The 23,821-nt window shown below is 71.6% G+C and carries 17 protein-coding genes and 1 pseudogene; 9 read left to right on the forward strand and 9 right to left on the reverse strand.

What is annotated here, in order from left to right:
- Positions 1-8 precede the first annotated feature (8 nt).
- Positions 9-377, reverse strand: a complete 369-nt coding sequence (locus CP980_RS17155; RefSeq protein WP_150528535.1) for a cyclophilin-like fold protein — start codon at positions 375-377, stop codon at positions 9-11.
- A gap of 189 nt (positions 378-566) precedes the next feature.
- Here CP980_RS17155 and CP980_RS17160 point away from each other — a divergent pair, with 189 nt between their 5' ends.
- Genes CP980_RS17160 through CP980_RS17175 form a run of 4 tightly spaced genes read left to right on the forward strand, consistent with a single transcriptional unit; the run spans position 567 to position 8,456 of the window.
- Positions 567-2,072 carry a cytochrome ubiquinol oxidase subunit I gene (locus tag CP980_RS17160; RefSeq protein ID WP_132758076.1) on the forward strand — a complete coding sequence of 502 codons (1,506 nt, stop codon included), beginning with the start codon at positions 567-569 and terminating at the stop codon, positions 2,070-2,072.
- A gap of 18 nt (positions 2,073-2,090) precedes the next feature.
- The gene (cydB, locus tag CP980_RS17165; RefSeq protein WP_150528536.1) at positions 2,091-3,092 is read left to right on the forward strand and encodes a cytochrome d ubiquinol oxidase subunit II; all 1,002 of its coding nucleotides are present in this window, start codon (positions 2,091-2,093) and stop codon (positions 3,090-3,092) included.
- 42 nt (positions 3,093-3,134) lie between these two features.
- Entirely contained in the window at positions 3,135-6,695 is a 3,561-nt protein-coding gene (cydD, locus tag CP980_RS17170; RefSeq protein ID WP_150528537.1) for a thiol reductant ABC exporter subunit CydD, read from the forward strand.
- A 24-nt stretch (positions 6,696-6,719) separates the two neighbouring features.
- Positions 6,720-8,456: a GAF domain-containing sensor histidine kinase gene (locus CP980_RS17175; protein WP_150528538.1), complete on the forward strand. Its 1,737-nt coding sequence runs from the start codon at positions 6,720-6,722 to the stop codon at positions 8,454-8,456.
- Between the two features lie 70 nt (positions 8,457-8,526).
- On the opposite strand, the gene CP980_RS17180 is transcribed toward CP980_RS17175, so the two are convergent.
- Positions 8,527-9,411, reverse strand: coding sequence for a Cof-type HAD-IIB family hydrolase (locus CP980_RS17180; protein WP_132758068.1), 885 nt, complete (start codon positions 9,409-9,411; stop codon positions 8,527-8,529).
- 148 nt (positions 9,412-9,559) lie between these two features.
- Here CP980_RS17180 and CP980_RS17185 point away from each other — a divergent pair, with 148 nt between their 5' ends.
- Positions 9,560-10,465: an LLM class flavin-dependent oxidoreductase gene (locus tag CP980_RS17185; protein WP_150528539.1), complete on the forward strand. Its 906-nt coding sequence runs from the start codon at positions 9,560-9,562 to the stop codon at positions 10,463-10,465.
- A gap of 55 nt (positions 10,466-10,520) precedes the next feature.
- Here the strand turns inward: CP980_RS17185 and CP980_RS17190 are convergent, their stop codons facing one another.
- The 3 genes from CP980_RS17190 to CP980_RS17200 all read right to left on the reverse strand — a co-directional run bounded on the left by CP980_RS17190 (position 10,521) and on the right by CP980_RS17200 (position 16,083).
- Positions 10,521-13,544 (reverse strand): tetratricopeptide repeat protein, encoded by a 3,024-nt coding sequence (locus CP980_RS17190; protein WP_150528540.1) that lies wholly within the window; start codon positions 13,542-13,544, stop codon positions 10,521-10,523.
- Positions 13,541-15,424 (reverse strand): HSP90 family protein, encoded by a 1,884-nt coding sequence (locus CP980_RS17195; protein ID WP_150528541.1) that lies wholly within the window; start codon positions 15,422-15,424, stop codon positions 13,541-13,543. The genes CP980_RS17190 and CP980_RS17195 overlap by 4 nt, the downstream gene beginning before the upstream one ends.
- Before the next feature lie 119 nt (positions 15,425-15,543).
- On the reverse strand, positions 15,544-16,083 hold the full coding sequence (locus CP980_RS17200) for an RNA 2'-phosphotransferase (RefSeq protein WP_132758060.1): 540 nt from the start codon (positions 16,081-16,083) through the stop codon (positions 15,544-15,546).
- A 142-nt stretch (positions 16,084-16,225) separates the two neighbouring features.
- Between CP980_RS17200 and CP980_RS17205 the strand changes: the two genes are divergently transcribed.
- Positions 16,226-17,032, forward strand: coding sequence for an aquaporin (locus CP980_RS17205; RefSeq protein WP_132758058.1), 807 nt, complete (start codon positions 16,226-16,228; stop codon positions 17,030-17,032).
- Positions 17,033-17,063: 31 nt separating this feature from the next.
- Here CP980_RS17205 and CP980_RS17210 read toward each other — a convergent pair whose 3' ends face one another.
- The 4 genes and pseudogenes from CP980_RS17210 to CP980_RS17220 all read right to left on the reverse strand — a co-directional run bounded on the left by CP980_RS17210 (position 17,064) and on the right by CP980_RS17220 (position 20,788).
- Positions 17,064-17,978, reverse strand: a complete 915-nt coding sequence (locus CP980_RS17210; protein ID WP_099890717.1) for a MerR family transcriptional regulator — start codon at positions 17,976-17,978, stop codon at positions 17,064-17,066.
- 10 nt (positions 17,979-17,988) lie between these two features.
- Positions 17,989-18,144 (reverse strand): annotated as a pseudogene (locus tag CP980_RS36735) (metal-dependent hydrolase); the annotation flags it as partial.
- Positions 18,144-19,934, reverse strand: a complete 1,791-nt coding sequence (locus CP980_RS17215; RefSeq protein WP_189999046.1) for an SDR family oxidoreductase — start codon at positions 19,932-19,934, stop codon at positions 18,144-18,146. The pseudogene CP980_RS36735 and the gene CP980_RS17215, both read right to left, overlap by 1 nt.
- Entirely contained in the window at positions 19,931-20,788 is an 858-nt protein-coding gene (locus CP980_RS17220) for a M24 family metallopeptidase (RefSeq protein WP_132758056.1), read from the reverse strand. Before CP980_RS17220 ends, CP980_RS17215 begins: the two co-directional genes overlap by 4 nt.
- A gap of 263 nt (positions 20,789-21,051) precedes the next feature.
- On the opposite strand from CP980_RS17220, the gene CP980_RS17225 reads away from it, so the two are divergent.
- Genes CP980_RS17225 through CP980_RS17235 form a run of 3 tightly spaced genes read left to right on the forward strand, consistent with a single transcriptional unit; the run spans position 21,052 to position 23,820 of the window.
- Entirely contained in the window at positions 21,052-22,035 is a 984-nt protein-coding gene (locus CP980_RS17225) for an ABC transporter ATP-binding protein (protein WP_123513636.1), read from the forward strand.
- Positions 22,025-22,912, forward strand: a complete 888-nt coding sequence (locus CP980_RS17230; protein WP_099890723.1) for an ABC transporter permease subunit — start codon at positions 22,025-22,027, stop codon at positions 22,910-22,912. Before CP980_RS17225 ends, CP980_RS17230 begins: the two co-directional genes overlap by 11 nt.
- On the forward strand, positions 22,909-23,820 hold the full coding sequence (locus CP980_RS17235; RefSeq protein WP_099890725.1) for an ABC transporter ATP-binding protein: 912 nt from the start codon (positions 22,909-22,911) through the stop codon (positions 23,818-23,820). The genes CP980_RS17230 and CP980_RS17235 overlap by 4 nt, the downstream gene beginning before the upstream one ends.
- Position 23,821 lies beyond the last annotated feature (1 nt).

Here is a 23,821-nt window from a genome sequence, read left to right on the forward strand (position 1 = left end):
GCTGGCGGCTACGCCAGCTCCACGCGGATCGGATCGCCGTCGCGGACGGTGGACAGCAGGCGGGGGTCGCCCTCGAACGAGCCGAGCACATTGCACGGGCTCGCCAGGCGGCTCTCGCCTGCGCGCGATATGGGGGTCGGGCCGTAGGGCAGCGCGAGTGCGTCGCCCTCGGTCCAGAACGCGACCGTGCCCGGCTCGACGACCTGCCGGGCGTCGTGTTCCAGCGCCACCGAGACGCCGGTGTCGAAGTAGACCTCCTCGCCCCAGGTATGGGCGGAGGCGGAGATCGGGAGGGCCTCGGCCAGCGCCTTGCTGGTCGGGGTCTCGTCAAGGGTTGCCGTGAGCTGGCCCGCGGGCCAGGAGATACGAATCCTCATGGTCGGCATTCAACAATCTGTTGAATGTATTGGCTAGGGGGACCCCGGCTGAAACGCGCCGAAGCCGGTACGACATAATGCTTGTGAATGTGAACGCGTTCACAAGCGTGTCCTGGTTCATCCCGTATTGGGTAGGGCATGCCAGGCAAACTGCGGCAGTGACCACGGCGCACCGAAGGAGACGACGACGTGGACGTAGCTTTGGCGCCAGAGACGTTGGCGCGATGGCAGTTCGGCATCACCACCGTCTACCACTTCCTCTTCGTTCCCCTGACGATCTCGCTCGCCGCGCTCACGGCAGGCCTTCAGACCGCCTGGGTGCGTTCGGGGAAAGAGAAGTACCTCAGAGCCACCAAGTTCTGGGGCAAGCTCTTCTTGATCAATATCGCCATGGGTGTCGTCACGGGCATCGTGCAGGAGTTCCAGTTCGGTATGAACTGGTCCGACTACTCGCGCTTCGTCGGTGACATCTTCGGGGCGCCGCTGGCCTTCGAGGCGCTGATCGCCTTCTTCTTCGAGTCGACCTTCATCGGCCTGTGGATCTTCGGCTGGGACAAGCTGCCGAAGAAGATCCACCTGGCCTGCATCTGGATGGTCTCGATCGGCACCATCCTCTCCGCGTACTTCATCCTCGCGGCCAATTCCTGGATGCAGCACCCGGTCGGCTACCGGATCAACGAGGAGCGGGGCCGGGCCGAGCTCACCGACTTCTGGCTGGTCCTCACCCAGAACACCGCGCTCACCCAGTTCTTCCACACCATCACGGCCGCCTTCCTGGTCGGCGGCGCCTTCATGGTCGGCATCTCCGCCTTCCACCTGGCCCGCAAGAAGCACGTTCCCGTGATGCGGACCTCGCTGCGGCTCGGCCTGATCACGCTGATCATCGCCGGCATGGGCACCGCCATCAGCGGTGACCTGCTCGGCAAGGTGATGTTCAAGCAGCAGCCGATGAAGATGGCAGCCGCCGAGGCGCTCTGGGACGGCGAGGCGCCCGCGCCCTTCTCCGTCTTCGCCTACGGAGACGTGGAAAAGGGCCACAACAAGGTCGCCATAGAGATCCCGGGCCTGCTGTCCTTCCTGGCCAACGACGACTTCACCTCCTTCGTCCCCGGCATCAACGACGTCAACAAGGCCGAACAGGAGAAGTTCGGGCCCGGCGACTACCGGCCCAACATCCCCGTGGCCTACTGGGGCTTCCGCTGGATGATCGGCTTCGGCATGGCCTCGCTCGCCGTCGGCGTGCTGGGGCTCTGGCTCACCCGGAAGAAGTTCATGCTGCCCCCGGGGCTGCGCACCGGCGAGGACGAGGTCCCGCACCTGGTCCTCTTCAAGAAGGTGCTCAGTCCCCGCTTCGCCACCTGGTACTGGATCGTCGCCCTCTGGACCATGGGCTTCCCGCTCATCGCCAACTCCTGGGGCTGGATCTTCACCGAGATGGGCCGCCAGCCCTGGGTGGTCTACGGGGTCCTGCGCACCCGGGACGCGGTCTCGCCCCACGTCTCCCAGGCCGAGGTACTCACCTCGATGATCGGGTTCACGCTCCTGTACGCCGTGCTCGCGGTGATCGAGGTCCGGCTCCTCGTGAAGTACGTGAAGCTCGGCCCGCCCGAGCTGACCGAGGCCGACCTCAACCCGCCCACCAAGATCGGCGGGGACGACAAGAACCCCGACCGGCCGATGGCCTTCTCCTACTGAGGCTGAGGGGACCACACCATGCAACTCCATGACGTCTGGTTCGTGCTCATCGCCGTCCTGTGGACCGGCTACTTCTTCCTGGAGGGCTTCGACTTCGGAGTCGGTGTCCTGACCAAGCTCCTCGCCCGCGACCGCACCGAGAAGCGGGTCCTGATCAACACGATCGGGCCCGTGTGGGACGGCAACGAGGTCTGGCTGCTCACCGCCGGCGGTGCCACGTTCGCCGCCTTCCCGGAGTGGTACGCCACCCTCTTCTCGGGGTTCTACCTGCCGCTGCTTCTCATCCTGGTCTGCCTGATCATCCGAGGCGTCGCCTTCGAGTACCGGCACAAGCGGGACGAGGACCGGTGGCAGACCAACTGGGAACACGCCATCTTCTGGACCTCGCTGATCCCCGCGTTCCTGTGGGGCGTGGCCTTCGCCAACATCGTGCGCGGCGTGAAGATCGACGAGGACATGAACTACGTCGGCAGCCTTTTCGACCTGCTCAACGTCTACTCCCTGCTCGGCGGCCTCGTCACCCTCACCCTCTTCACCTTCCACGGGGCGGTGTTCACCTCCCTCAAGACGGTCGGGGACATACGGGAGCGCTCGCGGACGCTGGCGACCCGGCTGGGTGTGCTCACCGCCGTACTGGCCCTCGTCTTCCTGATCTGGACGCAGGTCTCGCACGGTGACGCCAAGAGCCTGATCGCCATGGTCGTCGCCGTCGTGGCCCTGGTCGGGGCCTTGGGCTTCAACCTCGCGGGCCGCGAGGGCTGGTCGTTCGCCCTGTCAGGGGTCACCATCGCGGCCGCGGTCGCGATGCTCTTCCTGACGCTCTTCCCGAACGTGATGCCGTCCTCGCTGAACGAGGCCTGGAACCTCACGGTCACCAACGCCTCGTCCAGCCCGTACACGTTGAAGATCATGACCTGGTGCGCGGGAGTGGCCACGCCGCTCGTCCTGCTCTACCAGGGATGGACGTACTGGGTGTTCCGCAAGCGGATCGGTACGCAGCACATCGCTGACGCGCACTGACCCCGACCCTGCTGCCCGACCCTGCTCTGGGGGATGTTTCACGTGAAACCGATCGACCCGCGCCTGCTCCGGTACGCCCGCTCCACCCGCCTCTTCCTCGCGGCCGTGGTGGCCCTCGGACTTGTCGGGGCGGGCCTGGTCGTCGGTCAGGCGATGCTGATCGCCGAGATCGTGGTCGGTGCCTTCGAGCGGGGCCTGGACGGTGAGGCGCTGCGGACCCCGCTGCTGCTGCTCGCGGCGGTCGCGCTGGGCCGCGGGCTGCTGGCCTGGCTCACGGAACTGGCCGCCCACCGGGCCAGCGCGGCGGTCAAATCGCAGCTGCGGGGCCGACTGCTGGACCGGGCCGCGGAGCTGGGGCCCGGCCGGCTGGGCGGACACCCGGTCGGGTCGCTGGTGGCGTTGGCCACCCGGGGCGTGGACGCCCTCGACGACTACTTCTCCCGCTACCTCCCCCAGCTGGGGCTCGCGGTGGTCGTCCCGGTGGCGGTCCTCGCCCGTATCGTCACCGAGGACTGGGTCTCGGCGGCCATCATCGTCGTCACGCTGCCGCTCATCCCCCTGTTCATGGTGCTGATCGGCATGGCCACCCAGTCCCGCATGGACCGCCAGTGGCGGCTGCTGTCCCGGCTGTCGGGGCACTTCCTGGACGTCGTGGCCGGACTGCCGACGCTGAAGGTCTTCGGCCGGGCCAAGGCCCAGGCCGAGTCGATCCGCAAGATCACCGACGACTACCGCCAGGCGACGGTGCGGACCCTGCGCATCGCCTTCCTCTCCTCCTTCGCGCTGGAACTGCTGGCCACCCTGTCGGTGGCGCTGGTCGCCGTGACCATCGGGATGCGGCTGGTCCACGGGGAGCTCGACCTGTACACGGGGCTGGTCATCCTGATCCTGGCGCCCGAGGCGTACCTGCCGCTGCGCCAGGTCGGGGCGCAGTACCACGCGGCCGCCGAGGGGCTGTCGGCCGCGGAGGAGATCTTCAAGGTGCTCCAGACGCCGGTCGCCGCTTGCGGCGGGGTGGCTCCGGTGCCGGCCGCGGAGCTGCGGATCGAGATCGACGGGGTCGCGGTCCGTTACGAGGGCCGGGGTGAGGATTCGCCGGGAGCGGTCTCACTGGCCGTCGGGCCCGGCGAGTGCGTCGCGCTCACCGGGCCGAGCGGAGCGGGCAAGTCCACCCTGCTCCAAGTGCTGCTGGGCTTCGTCGAGCCGACCGCGGGGCGGGTGCGGATCGGGGGCGTGGACCTCGCCTCTCTCTCGCTCGAACAGTGGCGGGAGCAGATCGCGTGGGTTCCGCAGCGGCCGCACCTGTTCGCGGGGACGATCGCCCAGAACGTACGGCTGGCCCGGCCGGACGCGTCCGCTGAGGCGGTGGCGGAGGCACTGAAGGACGCCGGGGCATGGGAGTTCGTGGCCGCGCTGCCGCGCGGTGTCGAGACGGAGCTCGGGGAAGGCGGGGTCGGGCTGTCCGCCGGACAGCGCCAGCGGCTGGCACTGGCGCGGGCGTTCCTCGCGGACCGGCCGGTGCTGCTGCTCGACGAGCCGACCGCGGCCCTCGACGGGGAGACCGAGGCGGCCGTCGTCGACGCCGTACGCCGCCTCGCGGTGGGGCGGACCGTGCTGCTGGTCGTCCACCGGCCGGCGCTGCTGGCCGTGGCCGACCGCGTGGTGCGGCTGGGTGCGCAGCCGGCCCCGCCGAGCGCGCAGGGGCTCCTGCCAGCTCCCGTCGCAGTCGTCCCCGCGGCCTCCGGCAGCCTCGGCGGGGAGCACAACGGGCCGGCCGGCCCCGGGGAGTGGATCCTCGGAAACGCGCCCGAGAGGGTCACCAAGGCCGCCAGCACCGACGCGGGCGGCGGTGACCCGCTCCGGCGGGTACGCGCCGTGGCCAAGGCGTGGCAGGGGCGGTTCCGGCTCGGCCTGCTGCTCGGGGCCCTGGCCGTCGGATGCAGCGTCGGGCTGATGGCCGTCTCCGGATGGCTCATCTCCCGGGCTTCCGAACAGCCGCCGGTGCTTTACCTGATGGTGGCCGTCACGGCCACCCGGACCTTCGGGATCGGGCGGGCCGTCTTCCGGTACGCGGAGCGTCTCGTCTCCCACGACGCCGTATTGCGGATGCTCGCCGACCTGCGGGTGTCGGTCTTCCGCCGGCTGGAGCGCATCGCGCCCGCCGGGCTGCGCGAGCAGCGCCGCGGGGACCTCCTGGCCCGCCTGGTGGCCGACGCCGACTCCCTCCAGGACTACTGGCTGCGCTGGTTGCTGCCGGTGGGCACCGCGGTACTCGTCGGGACCGGTTCCGTCGCCTTCACCGCCTGGCTGCTGCCGGGGGCGGGCGCCGCGCTCGCCGTCGGGCTGCTCGCCGCCGGGGTCGCGGTGCCGCTCGTCAGCGGAGCCTGCGCCCGGCGCGCGGAGCGGCGCCTGGCCCCGGCCCGGGGCGAACTCGCCACGCGGGTGGCGGACCTGCTGACCGGGACCGCCGAGCTGACCGTCGCCGGCGCCCTGGCCGGGCGCAAGGACGCCGCGAAGGAGAGCGACCGCACGCTGACCGCCATCTCCGCGCGGGGCGCCGCCGCCACCGGGCTCGGGAGCGGGCTGACCGCCCTGGTGTGCGGGCTGACCGTGGTCGCCTCCGCGGCGCTGGCCGCCGATGCCGTGCACGGCGGGCGGCTGTCCGGGGTCGCCATGGCCGTGGCCGTGCTGACCCCGCTCGCCGCCTTCGAGGCGGTCAACGGGCTTCCGCAGGCCGTCCAGTACCGGCAGCGGGTGCGCCGCAGCGCGGAGCGGATCTACGAGGTCATCGACGCCCCCGTCCCGGTCGCCGAGCCGGAGCGGCCCGCCGCGGCGCCGGCCTCCCCCTTCCCGCTGCGGCTGACCGGGCTCGCCGCGCGGCATCCCGGGCAGGAGCAGGACGCGCTGTACGGGTTGGACCTCACCCTGGAGGCCGGCCGGCGGATCGCCGTCGTCGGCTCCTCCGGTGCGGGCAAGACCTCGCTGGCCCAGGTCCTGCTGCGGTTCCTGGACCCGTGCGAAGGCACGTACACCCTGGGTGGCACCGACGCGCGCACGCTCGACGGCGACGAGGTCCGCCGGATGGTGGGCCTGTGCGCCCAGGACGCACACCTCTTCGACAGCTCGGTACGGGAGAACCTGCGGCTGGCCCGGACCGGGGCGAGCGAGGAACAGCTGCGGGAGGCCCTGGCGGCGGCCCGGCTGCTGGAGTGGGCCGATGGCCTCCCGGACGGGCTGGACACGCTGGTGGGCGAGCACGGCGAGCGGATCTCCGGAGGCCAGCGCCAGCGCCTGGCCCTGGCGAGGGCGCTGCTCGCCGACTTCCCCGTCCTCGTCCTCGACGAGCCGGCCGAGCACCTGGACCTGGCCACCGCCGACGCCCTGACCGCGGATCTGCTCGCCGCCACCGAGGGGCGGACGACCGTGCTGATCACGCACCGGCTGGCGGGTCTGGAAGCGGTCGACGAGGTGCTCGTACTGGAGCGGGGAGCGGTCGTGCAGCGCGGTACGTACGCGGAGCTGGCCGCGGTCGAAGGGCCGCTGCGGAACCTGCTGGAGCGGGAGCGGGCGGCCGACGGTGCCCTGGCCGACTTTCCCCGGTAAAAGGGACTAACTAGGCTCAAGGGCATGTCAGTGCAGGAGTCGCAGGAACCGCCGGAGTCCTCACCCGGAACACCGGACCCACTGGAAGCGGCCACCCAGGCCACCAGAAGTCTGCATGGCCTCTCCACCGAGCTCACGGCCCGGGTGCCGCAACTGCTGGAGGCCATGCGCTCCGTCGGAACCGGACTCGAACTGCACTCCACCCTCGACCGCATCTGCGAGACCGCGGCCGAGCTCGCGGACGCCCGTTACGCGGCGATCGGCGTCGTCGACACCGAGGGCCGCGGGCTGTCGGACTTCGTCACCTTCGGCATCGACGCCGAGACGGCCGCGAAGATCGGACACCGGCCGGACGGCAAACGGGGCCTGCTCGGCGCGCTGATCTCCCACCCCGACACGGTGCAGCTCGCCGATCTCACGAAGGATCCGCGCGCGGCAGGGTTCCCGAAGCACCACCCGCCCATGAAGACCTTCCTCGGCGTCCCGATCCGGGTCCAGGGGGAGATCTTCGGCAATCTGTACCTCGCCGAGAAGAACGGCGGCGGCCGGTTCAACGACTACGACGTCCACATGGTCCGGGTCCTGGCCACCGAGGCGGGCATCGCCATCGGCAACGCCCGGCTCTACGAGGCCGCCACCCAGCGGGAGCGGTGGATCGACGGCTCGGTGGCCGTCACGACCGCCCTGCTGTCGGGAGGGGACGCGGACGACGCGCTCTCGGTGGTGGCCGAGCAGGCCCGCCACCTGGCGGACTCCGCCGCCGGGATCGTGATGCTGCCGGCCGAGGACGGCGGTATGGAGATCGTCGCCGTCTCCGCCGAGAGCGCGGCGACCTCCCTCGGCCTGGTGATCCCGGCCGAGAGCCCGGTGGTGGCGAAGCTGCTGGAGGGCGAGCCGGTCTTCGTGGAGGACGCCGCCAGCGATCCCCGTATGGTCAGCCGTCTGACCAGCCAGTACGGGCCCTGCATGATGCTGCCGCTGCACAGCGGCGGGCGGGTGCTGGGCGCACTGGTCACCCCGCGGGCCCGCGGCAAGAGGCAGTTCAGCGAGGCCGAGCGGACTCTGGCCACCCAGTTCGCCTCCCAGGCGGCGCTCGCGCTGATGATGGCCGAGGCGCAGCGCGACCGGGAGCGGCTCGCGGTGTTCGAGGACCGTGACCGGATCGCCCGGGACCTGCACGACCTGGTCATCCAGCGGCTGTTCGCCACCGGGATGATGCTGGAGGGGGCCCAGCGGCGGTCCGTCGTCCCCGAGGTCGTCGACGGGGTCGGCAAGGCCGTGGACGAGCTCGACGTGACGATCCAGGAGATCCGCACCGCGATCTTCGCGCTCCAGCAGGGACCGGCCGAGGCTCCGTCGGGGCTGCGCACCCGGGTCCTGCGGGAGATCAACATGGCCGCGGTGCCGCTGGGCTTCAAGCCGGCGCACCGCTTCCTCGGCCCGGTCGACACGGTGGTCGGCGAGCTGGTGGGCAAGAACCTGATCGCGGCGCTGCGCGAGGCCCTGTCGAACGCCTTCCGGCACGCCGAGGCGTCCCGGATCGAGGTGGTCGTGGACTGCACCGGCACGCTGGACGACGGGAGGCCCGGGGTACGCCTGGAGGTCGCCGACGACGGGGTGGGCATTCCCGACGGCGGCCGGCGCAGTGGGCTGCGGAACCTGCGCCGGCGGGCCGAGTCGCTGGGCGGGTCGAGCTCGTACGGCCCGGGCATCGGGGAGGACGGCACCGGGACCACCCTGCTGTGGGAGGCCCCGCTCTGACGTCCCCGCGCCCGACCCGGCGCCCGTCCTGCGCCGTGCTGCCTCGTGCTGCCGCGTTCCGCGGCCGGTCCTAGCCCTGGTGCGCGGCGCGTTCCGCGAGGATGCGCTCGATGACGACGGCGACGCCGTCCTCGTTGTTGGCGACCGTACGGCCGGAGGCGGCCGCGATCACGTCCGGGTGCGCGTTGCCCATCGCGTACGAGGCCCCCGCCCAGCGGAGCATCTCCACGTCGTTCGGCATGTCCCCGAAGGCGACGACCTCGGCGGGAGAGATACCGCGCTCGGCGCAGCACAGCTCCAGGGTGCTGGCCTTGGAGACCCCGAGCCCGCTGATCTCCAGCAGGGCGGTCGGGCTGGAGCGGGTGATCGACGCGTAGGCACCGGCGGCCGAGCGGGCGAGCGCCAGGAACTCGTCCGGGGCCAGCTCGGCGTGGTGAGCCAGCAGCTTGAGGACGGGAGCGGCCGTGTCGTCCGCCTCCTCCTCCAGCAGCTTCTCGGCCGTGGCCACATGGGCACCCGGGTCCTGGAAGAAGGGCGGGTACAGCGGCTCGTAGTTGATGCCGGTCGTCATCTCGACGGCGAAGGAGGTGCCCGGCGCGGCGGCGCGCAGCGTCTCCACGACCGTCAGCGCCGTGGCCCGCGGCAATGAGCGGACCTGTACGAACTCCCGCCCCGCGTGGAGATCGACCACCGCGGCCCCGTTAGCGCAGATCGCCAGGCCGTGGCCGTGGACGTGGTCGCTGACCACGTCCATCCAGCGGGCGGGGCGACCGGTCACGAAGAAGACCTCGATCCCGGCCTCCTCGGCGGCGGCGAGTGCGGCGACCGTGCGGAGCGAGACGGATTTGTCGTCGCGCAGCAGGGTGCCGTCGAGGTCGGTGGCGATGAGCCGGGGAGTGGGGGTTGGCCCGTCCGGGCGCTGGGGAGCCGAGGTCACGGATCCATCTTCACCCATGGCTCCGCGACAGCCGACCAGTGCGGGCCGGGCACCAGCACCCGATGGCGATGTTTCTCCCCCGCCCACGGTCGGGCGGAGGGCCGTGGCGAAGAGGCGGGAGGCGATGTTTCACGTGAAACATGCGCGGAGCCGTAGGCTCGAACGCATGAGTCTGCGTCTGAGCACTGTGATCCTCCCGGTACGCCCGTGGCATGAGGGCGGCCGTGACCAGTGGGTGCGAGCCGAGCGGCTCGGGTTCCACACCGCTTACACCTACGACCACCTGACCTGGCGGTCCTTCCGGGACAAGCCCTGGTTTGGCGCGATCCCGACCCTGACCGCGGCGGCCACCGCCACCGAGAAGCTGCGCCTGGGCACGCTCGTGACCTCGCCGAACTTCCGGCACCCCGTGACGCTGGCCAAGGAGCTCATGTCGCTGGACGACATCTCCGGCGGCCGTTTCACCCTTGGTATCGGCGCCGGTGGCAACGGGTTCGATGCCACGGCGCTCGGTCAGGACCCGTGGACCCCGCGTGAGCGCGCGGACCGCCTCGCGGAGTTCGTGCCGCTGCTGGACCGGCTGCTCACCGAGACCGAGATCAGCGAATCCGGCACGTTCTACTCCGCGACGGAGGCCCGCAATCTTCCCGGCTGTGTGCAGCGGCCGCGCCTGCCCTTCGCCGTCGCCGGGAACGGCCCGCGGGGCATGAAGCTGGCTGCCGCCCACGGCCAGGCCTGGGTGACCACCGGCGATCCGAAGCTCTTCGAAGAGGGCACCCCCGAGCAGTCGGTGGAGGCCATCCGCGGCCAGCTGGCCAAGCTCGACAAAGCCTGTGCCGAGATCGGTCGCGCCTCCGAGCCGATGGACAAGATCCTGCTGACCGGCTTCACCCCGGACCGCAACACGATGCTGGACTCCGTCGACGCGTTCGTCGAGTTCGCCGGCCGTCACCGGGAGCTCGGTATCACCGAGATCGTGATCCACGCGCCGATCCCGGACTCCGAGTTCGCGGCCGACGAGAACGTCTTCGAGCGGATCGCCACCGAGGGTCTGGCCCAGCTGAACGGCTGAACCGCCGGAGCGGAGACGGTGCCCCCGCCGCCACCGGGCGGCGGGGGCACCGTGGTCACGACCGCAGGCTGTCGAGGGAGGACTGGGCGCGCTCCAGCAGCCCGTCCGGGACGACCCCCTCGGGCATGGCCCGGAGTTCCTCGATCAGCGCCGCGAGCCGAGTGGCCCCCGCGTCCTCGCGACCGATCTCCTGCTCGGTCCAGGCGGCGTACTGCACGCACTGGAGCCGGTCCCCCAGATGGTTCGGCCCCAGTTCCGCGTACAGCTCACCGGCACGCGCCGTCAGGTCGATCTCCTCCAGCCTCAGCGCCTGTACGTCCACCTCGGACCCGTCAGCGGACTCGTCCCCGTCCCGGGACGCGGACCCGTCCTCGGACTGCTCGTGCGAGGTGACCCGCCAGTCGAGCACCTGCGCCAGCTGGAGCCAGGTCTGGGCGAGCTCGGCCCGCAGTGGTGACGCGTCGGCCCCGGTGGGCCCGGCGTTCGCCGCGTGCTCGGCCAGCGCCGCCTCCAGGACGGTGGAGGCCTGGTCCATCAGCTCCCGTGCCCGCGCCCACGCCGCCGTACCGGTGCTCTCCCGCGGAGCCAACCAGGCCAGGGAGCGCAGGATCCGCACCTCGGCGACGGGGGCGTCCCCCGTGACCCGGAACAGCTCAAGGGACCGCTCGTACGCCGCGGTCGCCTCCTGGTCCAGGCGGGCGGCGGACAACTGCTCGGCCGCCGCCTGTGCCAGGGCGGCCTGGGGGCGGGGGTCCTCCCACTCCTTGGCCACCTCCGCCGCCAGCAGGTACTGCTCCGCCGCCGCCCGGGGGTCGTTCAGCTGCCGCAGCAGATCGCCGAGGAACTCGCGTACGGACACGGCCTGTCCTTCGCCGTGCTCCAGCAGATCGGGCAGCGTCGACTGCAGCACCTCCGCCGCGTCCGCGTGCCGGCCCTCGCGCGCATACGCCCGGGCCAGCACCAGCCGGGCCTGCGCCCCGCCGTCGGCGGTCAGATCCGCCTGGTCGAACCAGTGCGCGGCGGTGAGGGCGTGCTCGGCGGCTTCCGCCGCCCCGTCGGCCCGGCGCAGCAGGATGTCCGCGAGGGTGAGCCGTACGACGGCCTGCGTCTCGGGCTCCGTCACCTGCGCGGAGTGCTCCAGCGCGGAGCGCGCCGCCTCCTGCGCCTCCTCGGGCCGCTCCACCGACATCAGCACACCGGCCCGCAGCACCAGCGCGTCCACCGCCTGCCACGGCATGCCCGCCGACACCGCGCGCGCCGCGGACGCGGCCAGGAGCGGCAGGGCACGCTCGGGGTCGCCCTGCGACAGAGCGACGCGGCCCAGCATCTCCTCGGCTTCGGCCGCCAGGTCGGGCAGTGCCTCCTCGTACGAGGCGACGAAGGCGGCGAGTTCGGCCGCCAGCTCACCGTGACCGTGGTCCTGTCCCGGCTCGTGGAGGTGTTCGTGCTCGGGGCCGGCCTCCAGCGAGCGCAGGTACGACTCCACGCGGATCGAGGACAGCTCCGCCAGTGCGATCCGGCGCCCGCGCAGCGGTTCGCCCTCGTCCAGTGCCTCGGCTGCCTTCAGGGCAGCGGCCAGCAGCTCCCGGATGCGCCGCGGCTCGGCGCCTGACTGCGCGGCCTCGCTCGCCAGCCGCAGCTGCGCCAGTGCCGCGCGCTCCGCCCGGCCGAGCTCCAGGTAGCGGTCGCGGACCGCCTCCAGCAGCTCCGCCGCGTTCTCGGCGCCGCCGCGCGCCGCCGCCAGCGCCCGCTGGTCGGCGACATCGGCCGCGAGCAGCGGGTCCACCTCGTCCTGCGGGAGCGCGTCCACCCGTACGCCGACCTCGGCCCAGAGCGCGTCCGCGGCCGGGTGCCGCTGCTCCCGGGCCTGCCGGGCCCGCTCCACCAGCTCCTCCAGACCGGCCGCTGGCGCTGCGGGTACGGCCGTGGTCGCGGGGGCGGTGACGGCGACCGCCGGCCGCGGCAGCGCCGAGCTGCGCACCCCGAGCGGCAGTACGTCGACGAGCGGCTCCCGCTCGATCCGGGCGAGGAAGCGGTCGGAGACCCGGGTGGTGCCGTTGCGGGCGTCGAAGCGGCGGGAGATCTCCAGCGAGCTCGCGCGCAGCACCTCGTACAGCTCGGACACCGTGTGCGGGACGCCGTCGTACGGGACGGCCGGGCTCCGGCCGTGCCCCAGCTCGGTCAGTCGGCGCAGCAGTACGAGGATGCCGCCGTGGAAGGCCAGCTGGTCGTCGACGTTGACCAGCGGGCTCATGTGCGCGGCATGCTCGGCGAGGATCTCCAGGCCGCGGGACTCGTTGCCGCTCAGGGCGCAGAACTCGATGTGCTTGCCGATGGAGGGCAGCAGGCTCTCGTTGCCGCGGGCCATGCGGTAGCCGCGTACGTGGTGCGAGCGGGCCTCCTCGAAACGGCCCAGGCGCAGCAGCGGCAGCAGCGAGGTGGCGAGGAGCCGGTGGGGCTCCTCGGCGCAGGTCCGCTCGCCCGTCAGCACCGGCTGCCACAGCTCCAGGGCCCGGGCGTCGTCCCCGCGCAGCACGGCGTACGCGCCCTGGCCGTTGAGCTCGCAGGCGTGGCAGTCGCTCATGTCGTCGCGCTCGGCCGCCAGCCAGGCCCGGTGCGCCCGCTCGGCCCGGTCGTCGTCACCGATCGCGTCGGCGAGCCACATCTCGGACTCGCGGACCGGCCGCTCGCTGTAGCCGGCGATCCGGTAGCGGCGCTCCATCTCGTCCAGCCAGCCGATGGCGGACTGGAGCGGGATCTCGGGGGAATCGCTGATGGCCGTGGCCACCCACTTGAACTGCCAGAACAGCGAGTGGGCGTCCCACCGGTCGAAGGCTCCGGGGTCCTTGTCGTACTCCTGGAGCAGCCGGGCGAAGGGCACCAGCATCTTGGAGGACTCGGCGCTCCAGAGATAGGCGTTGATCAGGTTGTCCAGGGCCGTGCGGAACAGGGGGCCGTCACCGATCGCCTCCGCCGCGCCCACGAGCACCTCGGCGTGCGCGTTGCGTGCCGTCCCGTTGGGGGAGTTCCTGTTCTCGGCCAGGCCCTGTTCGATCTCCTCGCGCGTCAGTACGGTCACTTCTGTCCCTCCTGGGAGTCGGTGGAGTGGGTCGCCCATTCGAGGAGCCCGAGGAAGGCCCGGTTGAGCAGCGTGGAATCGGCGGGCCGCAGCGGCCGCTGGGACATCAGCAGGGCCTGCCCGTACAGCGATTCGACGGCGGTGCCGGTCAGGGCCTCGTCGGGCAGGGCCGAGATCCGGCGGATCAGCGGGTTGTTGTGGTTGAGCACCAGGCGGGCGCGCGGGGCGGAGCCGCGCAGCGCGCCGAGGATCCCGCTCCACAGGGAGTCGGCGCTGTCCAGCGCCGCCGTGCGGTCGCGTTCCTGGCGGGCCTGTCGGTCGTCGAGGTAGAGCGCGGGGACGGAGACGGGCTGGAAGGACCGCAGCACGACGTCGCAGCCCTGCGCCTCCAGCCGGGTGCGCGCCGTGGACAGGAAGGGCGCGAGGGCCAGTTCGGCGGAGGTCGGGACCGGGTCGAGGCGCTCGGTGACGGCGCCGGCGTCCAGCTCCGTGACCTTAAGGTCCGGGCGCACGGTGGGCAGCAGGGCGAGCAGGTCGGCGTCGTAGGTGTATCCCGCGTTGATAACGCCGAGGCCGTGGGCGGCAGCGATCGGGGCGATCTGGCGGAACTCCTCGACCGTGCGCGTGAAGTGGACCTCGGTGTGCGCCGCCGTGAACTCCTGGAGGCTCATCGAGCCCTCGCTCGTCTCGAACGGCAGCCAGGGCAGCATCAGGCCGAGCAGCTCGGCGTCGTGCCGGGCGAGGGACTTCACCCCGAGGTGGTGGACGCTCAGGAAGGCTGCCAAGCGCTCCGGTTCGCTCGCGGCGAGCTCGGCGAGCCAGGCCCGGACCCGGGCGCCGAGGGCCTCCCGTACGGCGGACAGGGTCTCGTCGTCGTAGAGGTTCTCGCGGGAGGCGGTGGGCCGCAGGGTGTCCGTGTCGATGACCGCGCGGACGAAGAAGGCCCAGTCCGGCAGCAGGTTGTCGGCGTGGTCCGTCAGCAGCATGCCCTTGAGGTGGACGCGGTGCCCGGCCCGGTGGGCGGGGCTGGTCGGCTCGGGGAGGACGTACGCGACTCCGCGCACCCCGGCGACGGGCAGGTCGAGGTCGATGCTGTCGAGCGGGGTGAAGCCGAAGAGCTGCGCGCAGTGGCCGGCGAGCGCGACGCGGCGCGCGGCGGGGGTGGGGAAGGGGCGGTCCCATATGGCGGGCCGGTCGGTGATGCCCCGCGGCTCGCCGCCCCCGCTGCCCTCCTCCCCGCTCCCGCCCTCGGTGAAGGTGATGTCGTACGGGAGCAGGGAGCCGTAGTCGCGGGCCAGCTGCTCGACCTTGGCCGGGACGGTCCACTCCTCGGCACCCGGGCGCGCCTGGAGGATCACGGTGGTGCCGGGCTCCCGGCGCGCGTCTTCGGGCAGTTCACGGACGGTGTAGGAGCCGTCGTCCGTGGCCAGCCACTCGACGGGCGCGGCCTGGGGGTCGCGCGCGGAACGCGTGATGACGCGGATCTGGCGGGCCACGACGAAGCAGGCGAGCAGGCCGATGCCGAACTGGCCGAGGAACTCGCGGCGGGTGGTTTCGAGGCCGTGTTCGCCGCCGCGCTTGGAGCTGCGGCCGATGGTGGCGAGGAGGGAGTGGGCCTCGGCGGCGGTCAGGCCGATACCGCTGTCCTCGATGGTCACCCGGCCCGCGGACGCCGACAGCCGGATGCGGATCTCCGCCTCGGGGTCGAGTGCCTGGCGGGCGGTGACGGCGTCCACCGCGTTCTGCAGCAGCTCGCGGACGTAGACGCGCGGGCTGGAGTAGAGGTGGTGGGAGAGCAGGTCGACCAGGCCGCGCAGATCGACCTGGAAGCTGTTGGCGGCGGGATCCGAGTGGATGGAGGAAGAGGATGCGGACGTCATGGGGCGTCACCTCGCGTGCTCGCATGGATGGTTCGGCGTTCGCGAGGTACCCCCCTCACGGACCGGAATGAGGAACAGAGTAGGGGGATGATCTGACAATCCCGTCCTGAATTCCTGCGTTAGGAGAAGCGCAGGAACTGCGGCGGTACGGCGTCCGCCAGCCACACCCCGTTGGCGCTGACACGGAATACGTGCCCGGCCGCGCGCATCGCCCCCGCGTCGACGGCGAGTACGACCGGCCGGCCCCGTCGTGCGCCCACGCGGGTCGCGGTCTCCCGGTCGGGGGACAGGTGCACGTGGTGGCGGGCCATGGGGCGCAGGCCCTCTGTGCGGATCGCGTCCAGGGCGGCCGCGACGGTGCCGTGGTAGAGGTACGCGGGCGGTTCGGCCTCCGGCAGGTCCAGGTCCACGGGGACGGTGTGGCCCTGGTTGGCGCGGATGCGGGTGCCGTCGACGGCGAACCGCTGCTTGTCGTTGGCCGCCACGACGTGGTCGAGCTCGGCGCGGCTGATGGGGAAGCGGTGGGCTGCGGCCGCGGCGAGGAGGTCGTCGATCTCCACCCAGCCCTGGGGATCGAGCACCAGTCCGATGCGTTCCGGCTGATGCCGCAGGTGTTTCGAGACGTATTTGGACACCTTCACGGTGCGTCTGTCGTCCATGGGCCCAGCTTGCCGGGTCGGACGGGGGTCGAGCAGGGATTTATCGGGGCTCCGCTGCCCTGGGCCACCGTGGGACACCCCTATCGCGTTTCCAAGATACGGAATACATTTTCCGCTGTACTTCTGCCCAGGGGGAGAACCCATGACAATCCACGCTTCCCTGCCGCGCCGTGCGGTCGCCGAGCTCGTCGGCACCGCCGGCCTTCTCGTGGTCGTGATCGGTTCCGGTATCCAGGCCGCCGACCTCAGCCGCGACACCGGTGTCGCCCTCGTCGCCAACTCGCTCGCCTCGGCCATCGGCCTCGGCCTGATCATCACGCTCTTCGGGCCGCTGTCCGGAGCCCACCTCAACCCGGTCGTCACCCTCACCTCCTGGTGGGCCCGGCGGACCGGCGGCGAGGGGCTCGGCGGCCGGGAGGCCCTCGTCTACACCGCCGCCCAGACCGCCGGCGCCATCGGCGGGGCGGTCCTTGCCGAGGTGATGTTCGGCCGTGCCCCCGGGACCTTCTCCACACAGATCCGCAGCGGCGGCCATCTGCTCGTGGGTGAGATCGTCGCGACCGCCGGGCTCGTCCTCGTCATCCAGGGCCTGGAGCGCATCGGACGGTCGAAGCTGATCCCGGCTGCGGTCGCCGCGTACATCGCCGCCGCGATCTGGTTCACCTCGTCCGGCTCCTTCGCCAACCCGGCGGGGACCATCGGGCGGGCCTTCAGCGACTCGTTCACTGGGATCGCCCCGCAGTCGCTGCCCGGATTCCTCGCGGCCCAGGTGGTCGGCGGCGCCGTGGGACTTGCCCTCGCCGGGCTCCTGTACGGGAGCGCCCCACGGGGTGCGCAGGAGGCGCCGGCCCCGCTGTCCACAGGGTTGCCCACAGGCAATACCGACTTGTCCACAGCCGGTTGGGTGGGTTTTGCGGGTAAACGAGTGATCCGCCCTGTGGACTACTGAGCGGGTGCCGGGGGCCGTTACCCCTGTGCCGTCACCCGCCTCCCCGGCGGGCCAGTTCGTTCATCGTCCGGGCCTGGAGCTCCCGCTCCGTCGCGGCCCGGACGAACTCCCCCACGTGCTCGGCGCCGACCAGCTCCTGAACCGCCCGTACGGTCTCCGCCGGCAGGGCCACCGGCGCGGGTCCGGGGGGCTGCGGGGCCCCGGGCGCGCCCAGGTGGCGCTGGAGATGCCGGGTCGCGAACAGCCGCATCGCCCGCGCCAGCTCGGCGTCCACCGTCTGCTGGGCCAGGGGGCGCAGTCTCCGTACCATCGTCGCCGCCTCCGCCGCGTCGGAGTCCGTCGGCGGGACCTCCCCGAGGTAGCGGGCGAAGACGTGCTCGGTGGTGAACTCCAGGAACCGCGAGGCGATGTGCTCCACCTGTCCGCGCAGCTCCCGCAGGTGGCCGGTGATCGCGGACAGCGGCACCCCGGCCGCGTACAGCTCGGCGGCCACCGCCAGCTCCTGCGGGGAGGGCACCAGGAACTCGTCCGGGCGCCCCGGGATCGCCTCCAGCACCCCCAGCTCGCAGGCCTCGCCCACCGCGTCGTCGTCGGGCCGGCCGCCGAACCGCTCGTTGAGCTCGGCCCGGCTGATGCGGGCGGCCTCCTCGTCGGTCCACGGTCCGTGCACCTCGGCGACGAGTCCGAGCACGCCGCCGAGCCCGCGCCCGGCGTCCCAGGCCTCCAGCAGCTCCTTGATGGAGGCCAGGGTGTAACCGCGGTCCAGCAGATCGGCGATCTGGCGCAGCCGTGCCAGATGCGTGTCCCGGTAGACGTTGGAGCGGCCGCGCCGCTCCGGCTTCGGCAGCAGCCCACGGTCCTGGTACGCCCTGATCGTGCGCACCGTCGCCCCGCTGTGGTGCGCGAGATCCTCGATCCGGTACTCGGCCACCGCCTGTTCTGACAATCCCGGCTCCCTACGACATGGCGGCTCGGCCGACCGCGGCCGCCGCGGCCCGGGCGGCAGGCGAAGCCGCAAGGTACTCGGCCGCCCTGCGCGGCGAGCCCTCCTGCGAGGGATGGTACGACCGCCGGGAGGAGCGGGATATGGCCGTGCCGGGCTCTGTCCCGGTCACAGCCGCGGCTCCAGTTTCGCGATCCGGCGCAGAGTGCCCGGCGCGAACCGGGACATCCACAGGGCTCCCTTGGACTCCGGGGTCACCGGTACCACGGCCTCGTTGCGCACCACCGCCCGCAGGATCGCCTCAGCGACCTTCTCCGGCGGGAAGTTGCGCAGCCCGTACAGCCGCGAGGAGCGCTCCTGGCGGCGCTTCTCCTCCGCCGCGTCCACTCCCGCGAAGCGCGAAGTGGCGGTGATGTTGGTGTTGACGATGCCGGGGCAGATCGCCGAGACCCCGATCGACTGCGAGGCGAGCTCGGCGCGCAGGCACTCGCTCAGCATCAGCACCGCCGCCTTCGACGTGCTGTAGGCGGGCAGGGTCTTGGACGGCAGGTAGGCGGCGGCGGAGGCGGTGTTGACGATGTGGCCGCCCTGGCCGCGCCCGGCCATCTGCCTGCCGAAGATCCGGCAGCCGTGGATGACTCCCCACAGGTTGACGTCGAGGACCTTCTTCCAGTCCTCCGAGGTGGTCTCCAGGAAGGGCCCCGACAGGCCGATCCCGGCGTTGTTGACCAGGACGTCCACGATGCCGTACTCGGCGGCGGTCTTCGCGGCGAGCTTCTCCATCGCCTGCTCGTCGCTGACGTCGACGCACTCGCCCCAGGCCTCGGGGGCCCCGACGAGCCGTGCCATGTCGGCCGTGCGGGCCGCTCCCTCCGCGTCCCGGTCCACGCAGACCACCCGGGCCCCGGCCTCGGCGAACGCGAACGCGGTGGCCCGGCCGATCCCGCTGGCGGCGCCGGTGACCAGTACGAGCTGGCCGCCGAACCGGTCGGCGTACTTGCCCGGAGCCTTCTGCTCGGGTGCCCGGGTGGCAGGCTCCTCCCGGGAGGTGACGAACTCAGTGATCCACGCGGTCAGCTGGTCGGGCCGGGTCCGCGGCACCCAGTGCTTTGCGGGCAGGGTGCGCCGCACCAGGTCGGGGGCCCACAGTTCGAGGTCGTCGTAGAGCCGCTCGGACAGGAAGGCGTCCCCGGTCGGGGTGATCAGCTGGACGGGCACGTGCGCGTACGCGTCGGGGCGCGGCCGGCGCATCCGGGGCCGTACGTTGTCGCGGTAGAGCCAGGCCCCGTGCGCGGCGTCCGAGGGCAGCGAGGCCGTCGGGTACGAACCGGAGGGGACCTTCTCCACGCGCTCCAGCATCCGCGGCCACCGCTTGCCGAGCGGCCCGCGCCAGGCGAGCTCCGGCAGCACGGGGGTGTGCAGCATGTACACGTACCAGGACTTGACGCCCTGGCCGAGGAGCTGGGCCGCCCGGCGCGGGGTGGGCCGGGTCATCCGCTTCTTGATCCAGTGCCCGAAGTGGTCCAGGGAGGGGCCCGAGATCGAGGTGAAGGAGGCGATCCTGCCCTCCGTACGGGCAACGGTGGCGAACTCCCAGCCCTGTACCGAGCCCCAGTCGTGGCCGACCAGGTGCACCGGGCGGTCGGGGCTTACCGCGTCCGCCACCGCCAGGAAGTCGTCGGTCAGCTTCTCCAGGGTGAATCCGCCGCGCAGGGGCACCGGAGCCGTGGAGCGCCCGTGGCCGCGTACGTCGTAGAGCACCACGTGGAAGCGGGCCGCCAGCCGCTCCGCGACCTCCGACCAGACCTCCTTGCTGTCCGGGTACCCGTGCACGAGCAGCACGGTCGGCCGGTCCGTCTCGCCGAGCTCGACGACGCACAGCTCGATTCCGCCCGTGCTCACCCGGCGCTCGCGCGCTCCCGCGAGGCCCGACCCGTTGATCTCGCTCATGCCGCTCATGCTGCCTTCTCCTCGGCCCAGCGCCGCACGTGCGGCAGATCGTCGTCCAGCCAGAACGCGCTCTCCCCGGGGTCCCGTGAGTCGGTGACCACCAGGATCTCCTCGAACTTCGCACCGGTGCCCCGGAACCCCAGATGCGGCTCCACCGCCCACAGCCCGGGCTGCGGCGGGTGGTCGGAGAAGCGGTAGGGGCTCCACAGGGGGGACCATCCCTCGCGGTGTCCGTGCAGGGCGTCGGAGGCCAGCCCCTTGAGGGACTGCGTCCCGAACCCGAAGGCGGTCGGGGACCAGCGCCTCTCCTTGACCCGGTCTATCTTGTGGGCGATCACACCGAAGGGGTAGGCGCGGTGCCGGTTGGCGTACCCCTGCCGGATCATCAGCCGCTCGACGTTCTCGTAGATCTCGCGCAGCGGGCGCCGCTCGCGGACCTGGTCCAGGATCAGCTCGCGGTGCACCCGCAGATCGGACATGAGCCGGTCCTGCACCGGATTGAGCCCCATGCTGCCCGAGTACCCGATGTCGGCCGCGTACCCCTTGTAGACCGGCGCCATGTCGAGGATGAACGGCATTCCCGGCTCCAGCTTCCGGTTCGTCGGGAAGAACTGGAGGGGGATCTTGAAGTTCGCGAAGGCGGTCCGGTCCCCGAACCAGGCGAACGGCAGGTGGAACCAGTCCCGCACCCCGCGCTCGCGCAGCCACTCGCGCTGCATCCGCGCCGCCTCGCGCTCGGTCACCCCCGGCCGCAGCTGCGCCGCGACGGTCTCCGCGCACTCGTACGAGAGGCGCTGCACTTCCCTGAACCCGCGCAGGTCCGGAGAGAGTCGCGCGGTGCGTTGCCTGGTGTCCGCAGCCATGACAGCCGTCCGTCCGTAGAGCCGTACGCGCTACGCGCCCGTAACTTGACACTGATGAATGTGACAATGACCGGAGATCACGTCAAGGGTCGTGCACGGACCTGTGGACAACTTGTCCGATCCACCGCGTACGCGCCGCTTCGTCGGGGCCCTTCGACCGGTCCGCGTCAGCCTTTCGTCAGGGTGTGTAGTCCTGAAGGCGGAGACGCGATGACGCTCCTGGTCTGACGATCGGCGCGGTCCGCGCCACTAACGTCGAAGCCGTGACTGTCATCGCGACCGAAAGCCTGAGCAAGCGGTACCCCCGAGTGACCGCAATCGACCGGCTCTCCCTGGACATCGGGCCGGGAGTGACCGGCCTCGTGGGTGCCAACGGAGCCGGCAAGTCCACGCTGATCAAGATCCTGCTTGGACTGTCCCCCGCCACCGAGGGCCGTGCCGCCGTGCTCGGACTCGATGTCGCCACCCATGGCAGCGCCATCCGCGAACGCGTCGGATACATGCCCGAGCACGACTGCCTGCCGCCCGACGTCTCGGCCACCGAGTTCGTCGTGCACATGGCGCGCATGTCCGGGCTCCCGCCGACCGCCGCCCGCGAGCGGACCGCCGACACCCTGCGCCACGTGGGCCTGTACGAGGAGCGCTACCGCCCCATCGGCGGCTACTCCACGGGCATGAAGCAGCGCGTCAAGCTGGCCCAGGCGCTCGTCCACGACCCCCAGCTGGTCCTGCTCGACGAGCCCACCAACGGCCTCGACCCCGTCGGCCGCGACGAGATGCTCGGCCTGATCCGCCGCGTCTACACCGACTTCGGCATCTCCGTCCTGGTCACCTCCCACCTCCTCGGCGAGCTGGAACGGACCTGCGACCACGTCGTGGTCGTCGACGGCGGGAAGCTGCTGCGCTCCAGCTCCACCAGCGACTTCACGCAGATCACCACGACCCTCGCGGTCGAGGTCACCGACACCGACGCCCACCCGGACGGCACCGCCGCCCTGCGCAAGGCGCTCGCCGAGGCCGGTCTGACCCTGCACGCGGGCGAGGAGGAGGGCCTTCCCGGAGCCGGCCACATCCTGCTGCTGGAAGCCACCGGCGAGGAGACGTACGACATGGTGCGCGACACCGTCGCCGACCTCGGCCTGGGCCTGGTCCGCATGGAACAGCGCCGCCACCACATCGCGGAGGTCTTCCGCGCCAACGACCAGCAGCAGCTCGTCCGGAAGGGAGCCGGTTCCGATGGCGCCTGACACCTCGACCCAGATCCACAACATCGGCTACCGCTCCTACGAAGGAGCCCGGCTCGGCCGCGCCTACGCCCGCAAGTCGCTGTTCTCGCAGTCCCTGCGCGGGGCGTACGGGCTCGGCCGCTCGGCCAAGTCCAAGGTCCTGCCCATGCTGCTCTTCGCGGTGATGTGCGTCCCGGCGCTGATCATCGTCGCGGTCGCCATCGCGGTGCCCGGATCCACCAGCCTGCCGATCAAGTACACGACGTACGCCCTGACCACCCAGGTGATCATCGGTCTGTACCTCGCCTCGCAGGCGCCCCAGTCGGTCTCCCGGGACCTGCGCTTCAAGACCGTGCCGCTCTACTTCTCGCGGCCCATCGAGCGCGTCGACTACGTCCTCGCCAAGTTCGCGGCGATGGCCTCGGCGCTGTTCATCCTCACCGCCACGCCGCTGCTGATCATGTGGATCGGCTCGCTGCTGGCCAAATTCGACTTCGCGGACCAGACCAAGGGGTTCGCCCAGGGACTGGTCTCCGTGCTGCTGCTCTCGGTGCTGTTCGCCGGCCTCGGCCTCATCATGGCCGCGCTCACCCCGCGCCGCGGTTTCGGCGTCGCCGCCATCATCGCCCTGCTCCTGATCCCCTACGGCGCGGTGACCGCCGTCCAGGGCATCGCGTACAACACCGGCTCCACCGGTCCCATCGAGTGGATGGGCCTGTTCTCCCCGATCACCCTGATCGACGGCGTGCAGACGGCCTTCCTCGGAGCCACCTCCGCCTTCCCGGGCGGTGACGGCCCCTCGGCCGGTGTCGGATTCGTCTACCTGCTCGTCGTCCTCGCCCTCATCGCCGGCTCCTACGCCGCCCTGATGGCCCGCTACCGGAAGGCCGGGCTGTGACCACCATCGACATCGACCACACCTCCCGCTGGTTCGGGAACGTCGTCGCCGTCAACGACGTGACCATGCACATCGGCCCCGGGGTCACCGGGCTCCTGGGCCCCAACGGCGCCGGGAAGTCGACCCTCATCAACATGATGGGCGGCTTCCTCGCCCCCTCCACGGGCACCGTCACCCTCGACGGCGCGCCGATCTGGCAGAACGAGCAGGTCTACAAGCAGATCGGCGTCGTGCCCGAGCGCGAGGCCATGTACGACTTCCTCACCGGCCGGGAGTTCGTCGTCGCCAACGCCGAGCTACACGGCCTCGACGACGCGGCCGCCCAGCGCGCGCTCGCCACCGTCGAGATGGAGTACGCCCAGGACCGCAAGATCTCCACGTACTCCAAGGGCATGCGCCAGCGCGTGAAGATGGCCTCGGCCCTCGTCCACGACCCGTCCGTGCTGCTCCTGGACGAGCCGTTCAACGGCATGGACCCGCGCCAGCGCATGCAGCTGATGGACCTGCTGCGGCGCATGGGCGACGACGGGCGCACCGTGCTGTTCTCCTCGCACATCCTGGAGGAGGTCGAACAGCTCGCCTCCCACATCGAGGTGGTCGTCGCCGGCCGGCACGCCGCCTCCGGAGACTTCCGCAAGATCCGCCGCCTGATGACGGACCGCCCGCACCGCTACGTCGTCCGCTCCTCCGACGACCGGGCCCTCGCCGCGGCCCTGATCGCCGACCCCTCCACCGCCGGCATCGAGGTCGACCTCAAGGAAGGCGTCCTGCGCATCCAGGCCGTCGATTTCGGCCGCTTCACCGAGCTGCTGCCCCAGGTCGCCCGGGCGCACGGCATCCGACTGCTGACGGTCTCGCCCTCCGACGAGTCCCTCGAATCGGTCTTCTCCTACCTCGTCGCGGCCTGAA

Source organism: Streptomyces vinaceus (genome assembly GCF_008704935.1).
GTDB classification, from domain to species: Bacteria; Actinomycetota; Actinomycetes; order Streptomycetales; family Streptomycetaceae; genus Streptomyces; species Streptomyces vinaceus.

Excerpts from the sequence above, each read along its gene's own strand:
- CP980_RS17180 (WP_132758068.1), bottom strand. The coding sequence starts at position 9,411 with ATGGGTGAAGATGGATCCGTGACCTCGGCTCCCCAGCGCCCGGACGGG.
- CP980_RS17175 (WP_150528538.1), top strand. The coding sequence starts at position 6,720 with ATGTCAGTGCAGGAGTCGCAGGAACCGCCGGAGTCCTCACCCGGAACA.
- CP980_RS17230 (WP_099890723.1), top strand. The coding sequence starts at position 22,025 with ATGGCGCCTGACACCTCGACCCAGATCCACAACATCGGCTACCGCTCC.
- CP980_RS17155 (WP_150528535.1), bottom strand. The coding sequence starts at position 377 with ATGAGGATTCGTATCTCCTGGCCCGCGGGCCAGCTCACGGCAACCCTT.
- CP980_RS17205 (WP_132758058.1), top strand. The coding sequence starts at position 16,226 with ATGACAATCCACGCTTCCCTGCCGCGCCGTGCGGTCGCCGAGCTCGTC.
- cydB (WP_150528536.1), top strand. The coding sequence starts at position 2,091 with ATGCAACTCCATGACGTCTGGTTCGTGCTCATCGCCGTCCTGTGGACC.
- CP980_RS17200 (WP_132758060.1), bottom strand. The coding sequence starts at position 16,083 with ATGGACGACAGACGCACCGTGAAGGTGTCCAAATACGTCTCGAAACAC.
- CP980_RS17220 (WP_132758056.1), bottom strand. The coding sequence starts at position 20,788 with ATGGCTGCGGACACCAGGCAACGCACCGCGCGACTCTCTCCGGACCTG.
- CP980_RS17215 (WP_189999046.1), bottom strand. The coding sequence starts at position 19,934 with ATGAGCGGCATGAGCGAGATCAACGGGTCGGGCCTCGCGGGAGCGCGC.
- CP980_RS17195 (WP_150528541.1), bottom strand. The coding sequence starts at position 15,424 with ATGACGTCCGCATCCTCTTCCTCCATCCACTCGGATCCCGCCGCCAAC.
- CP980_RS17185 (WP_150528539.1), top strand. The coding sequence starts at position 9,560 with ATGAGTCTGCGTCTGAGCACTGTGATCCTCCCGGTACGCCCGTGGCAT.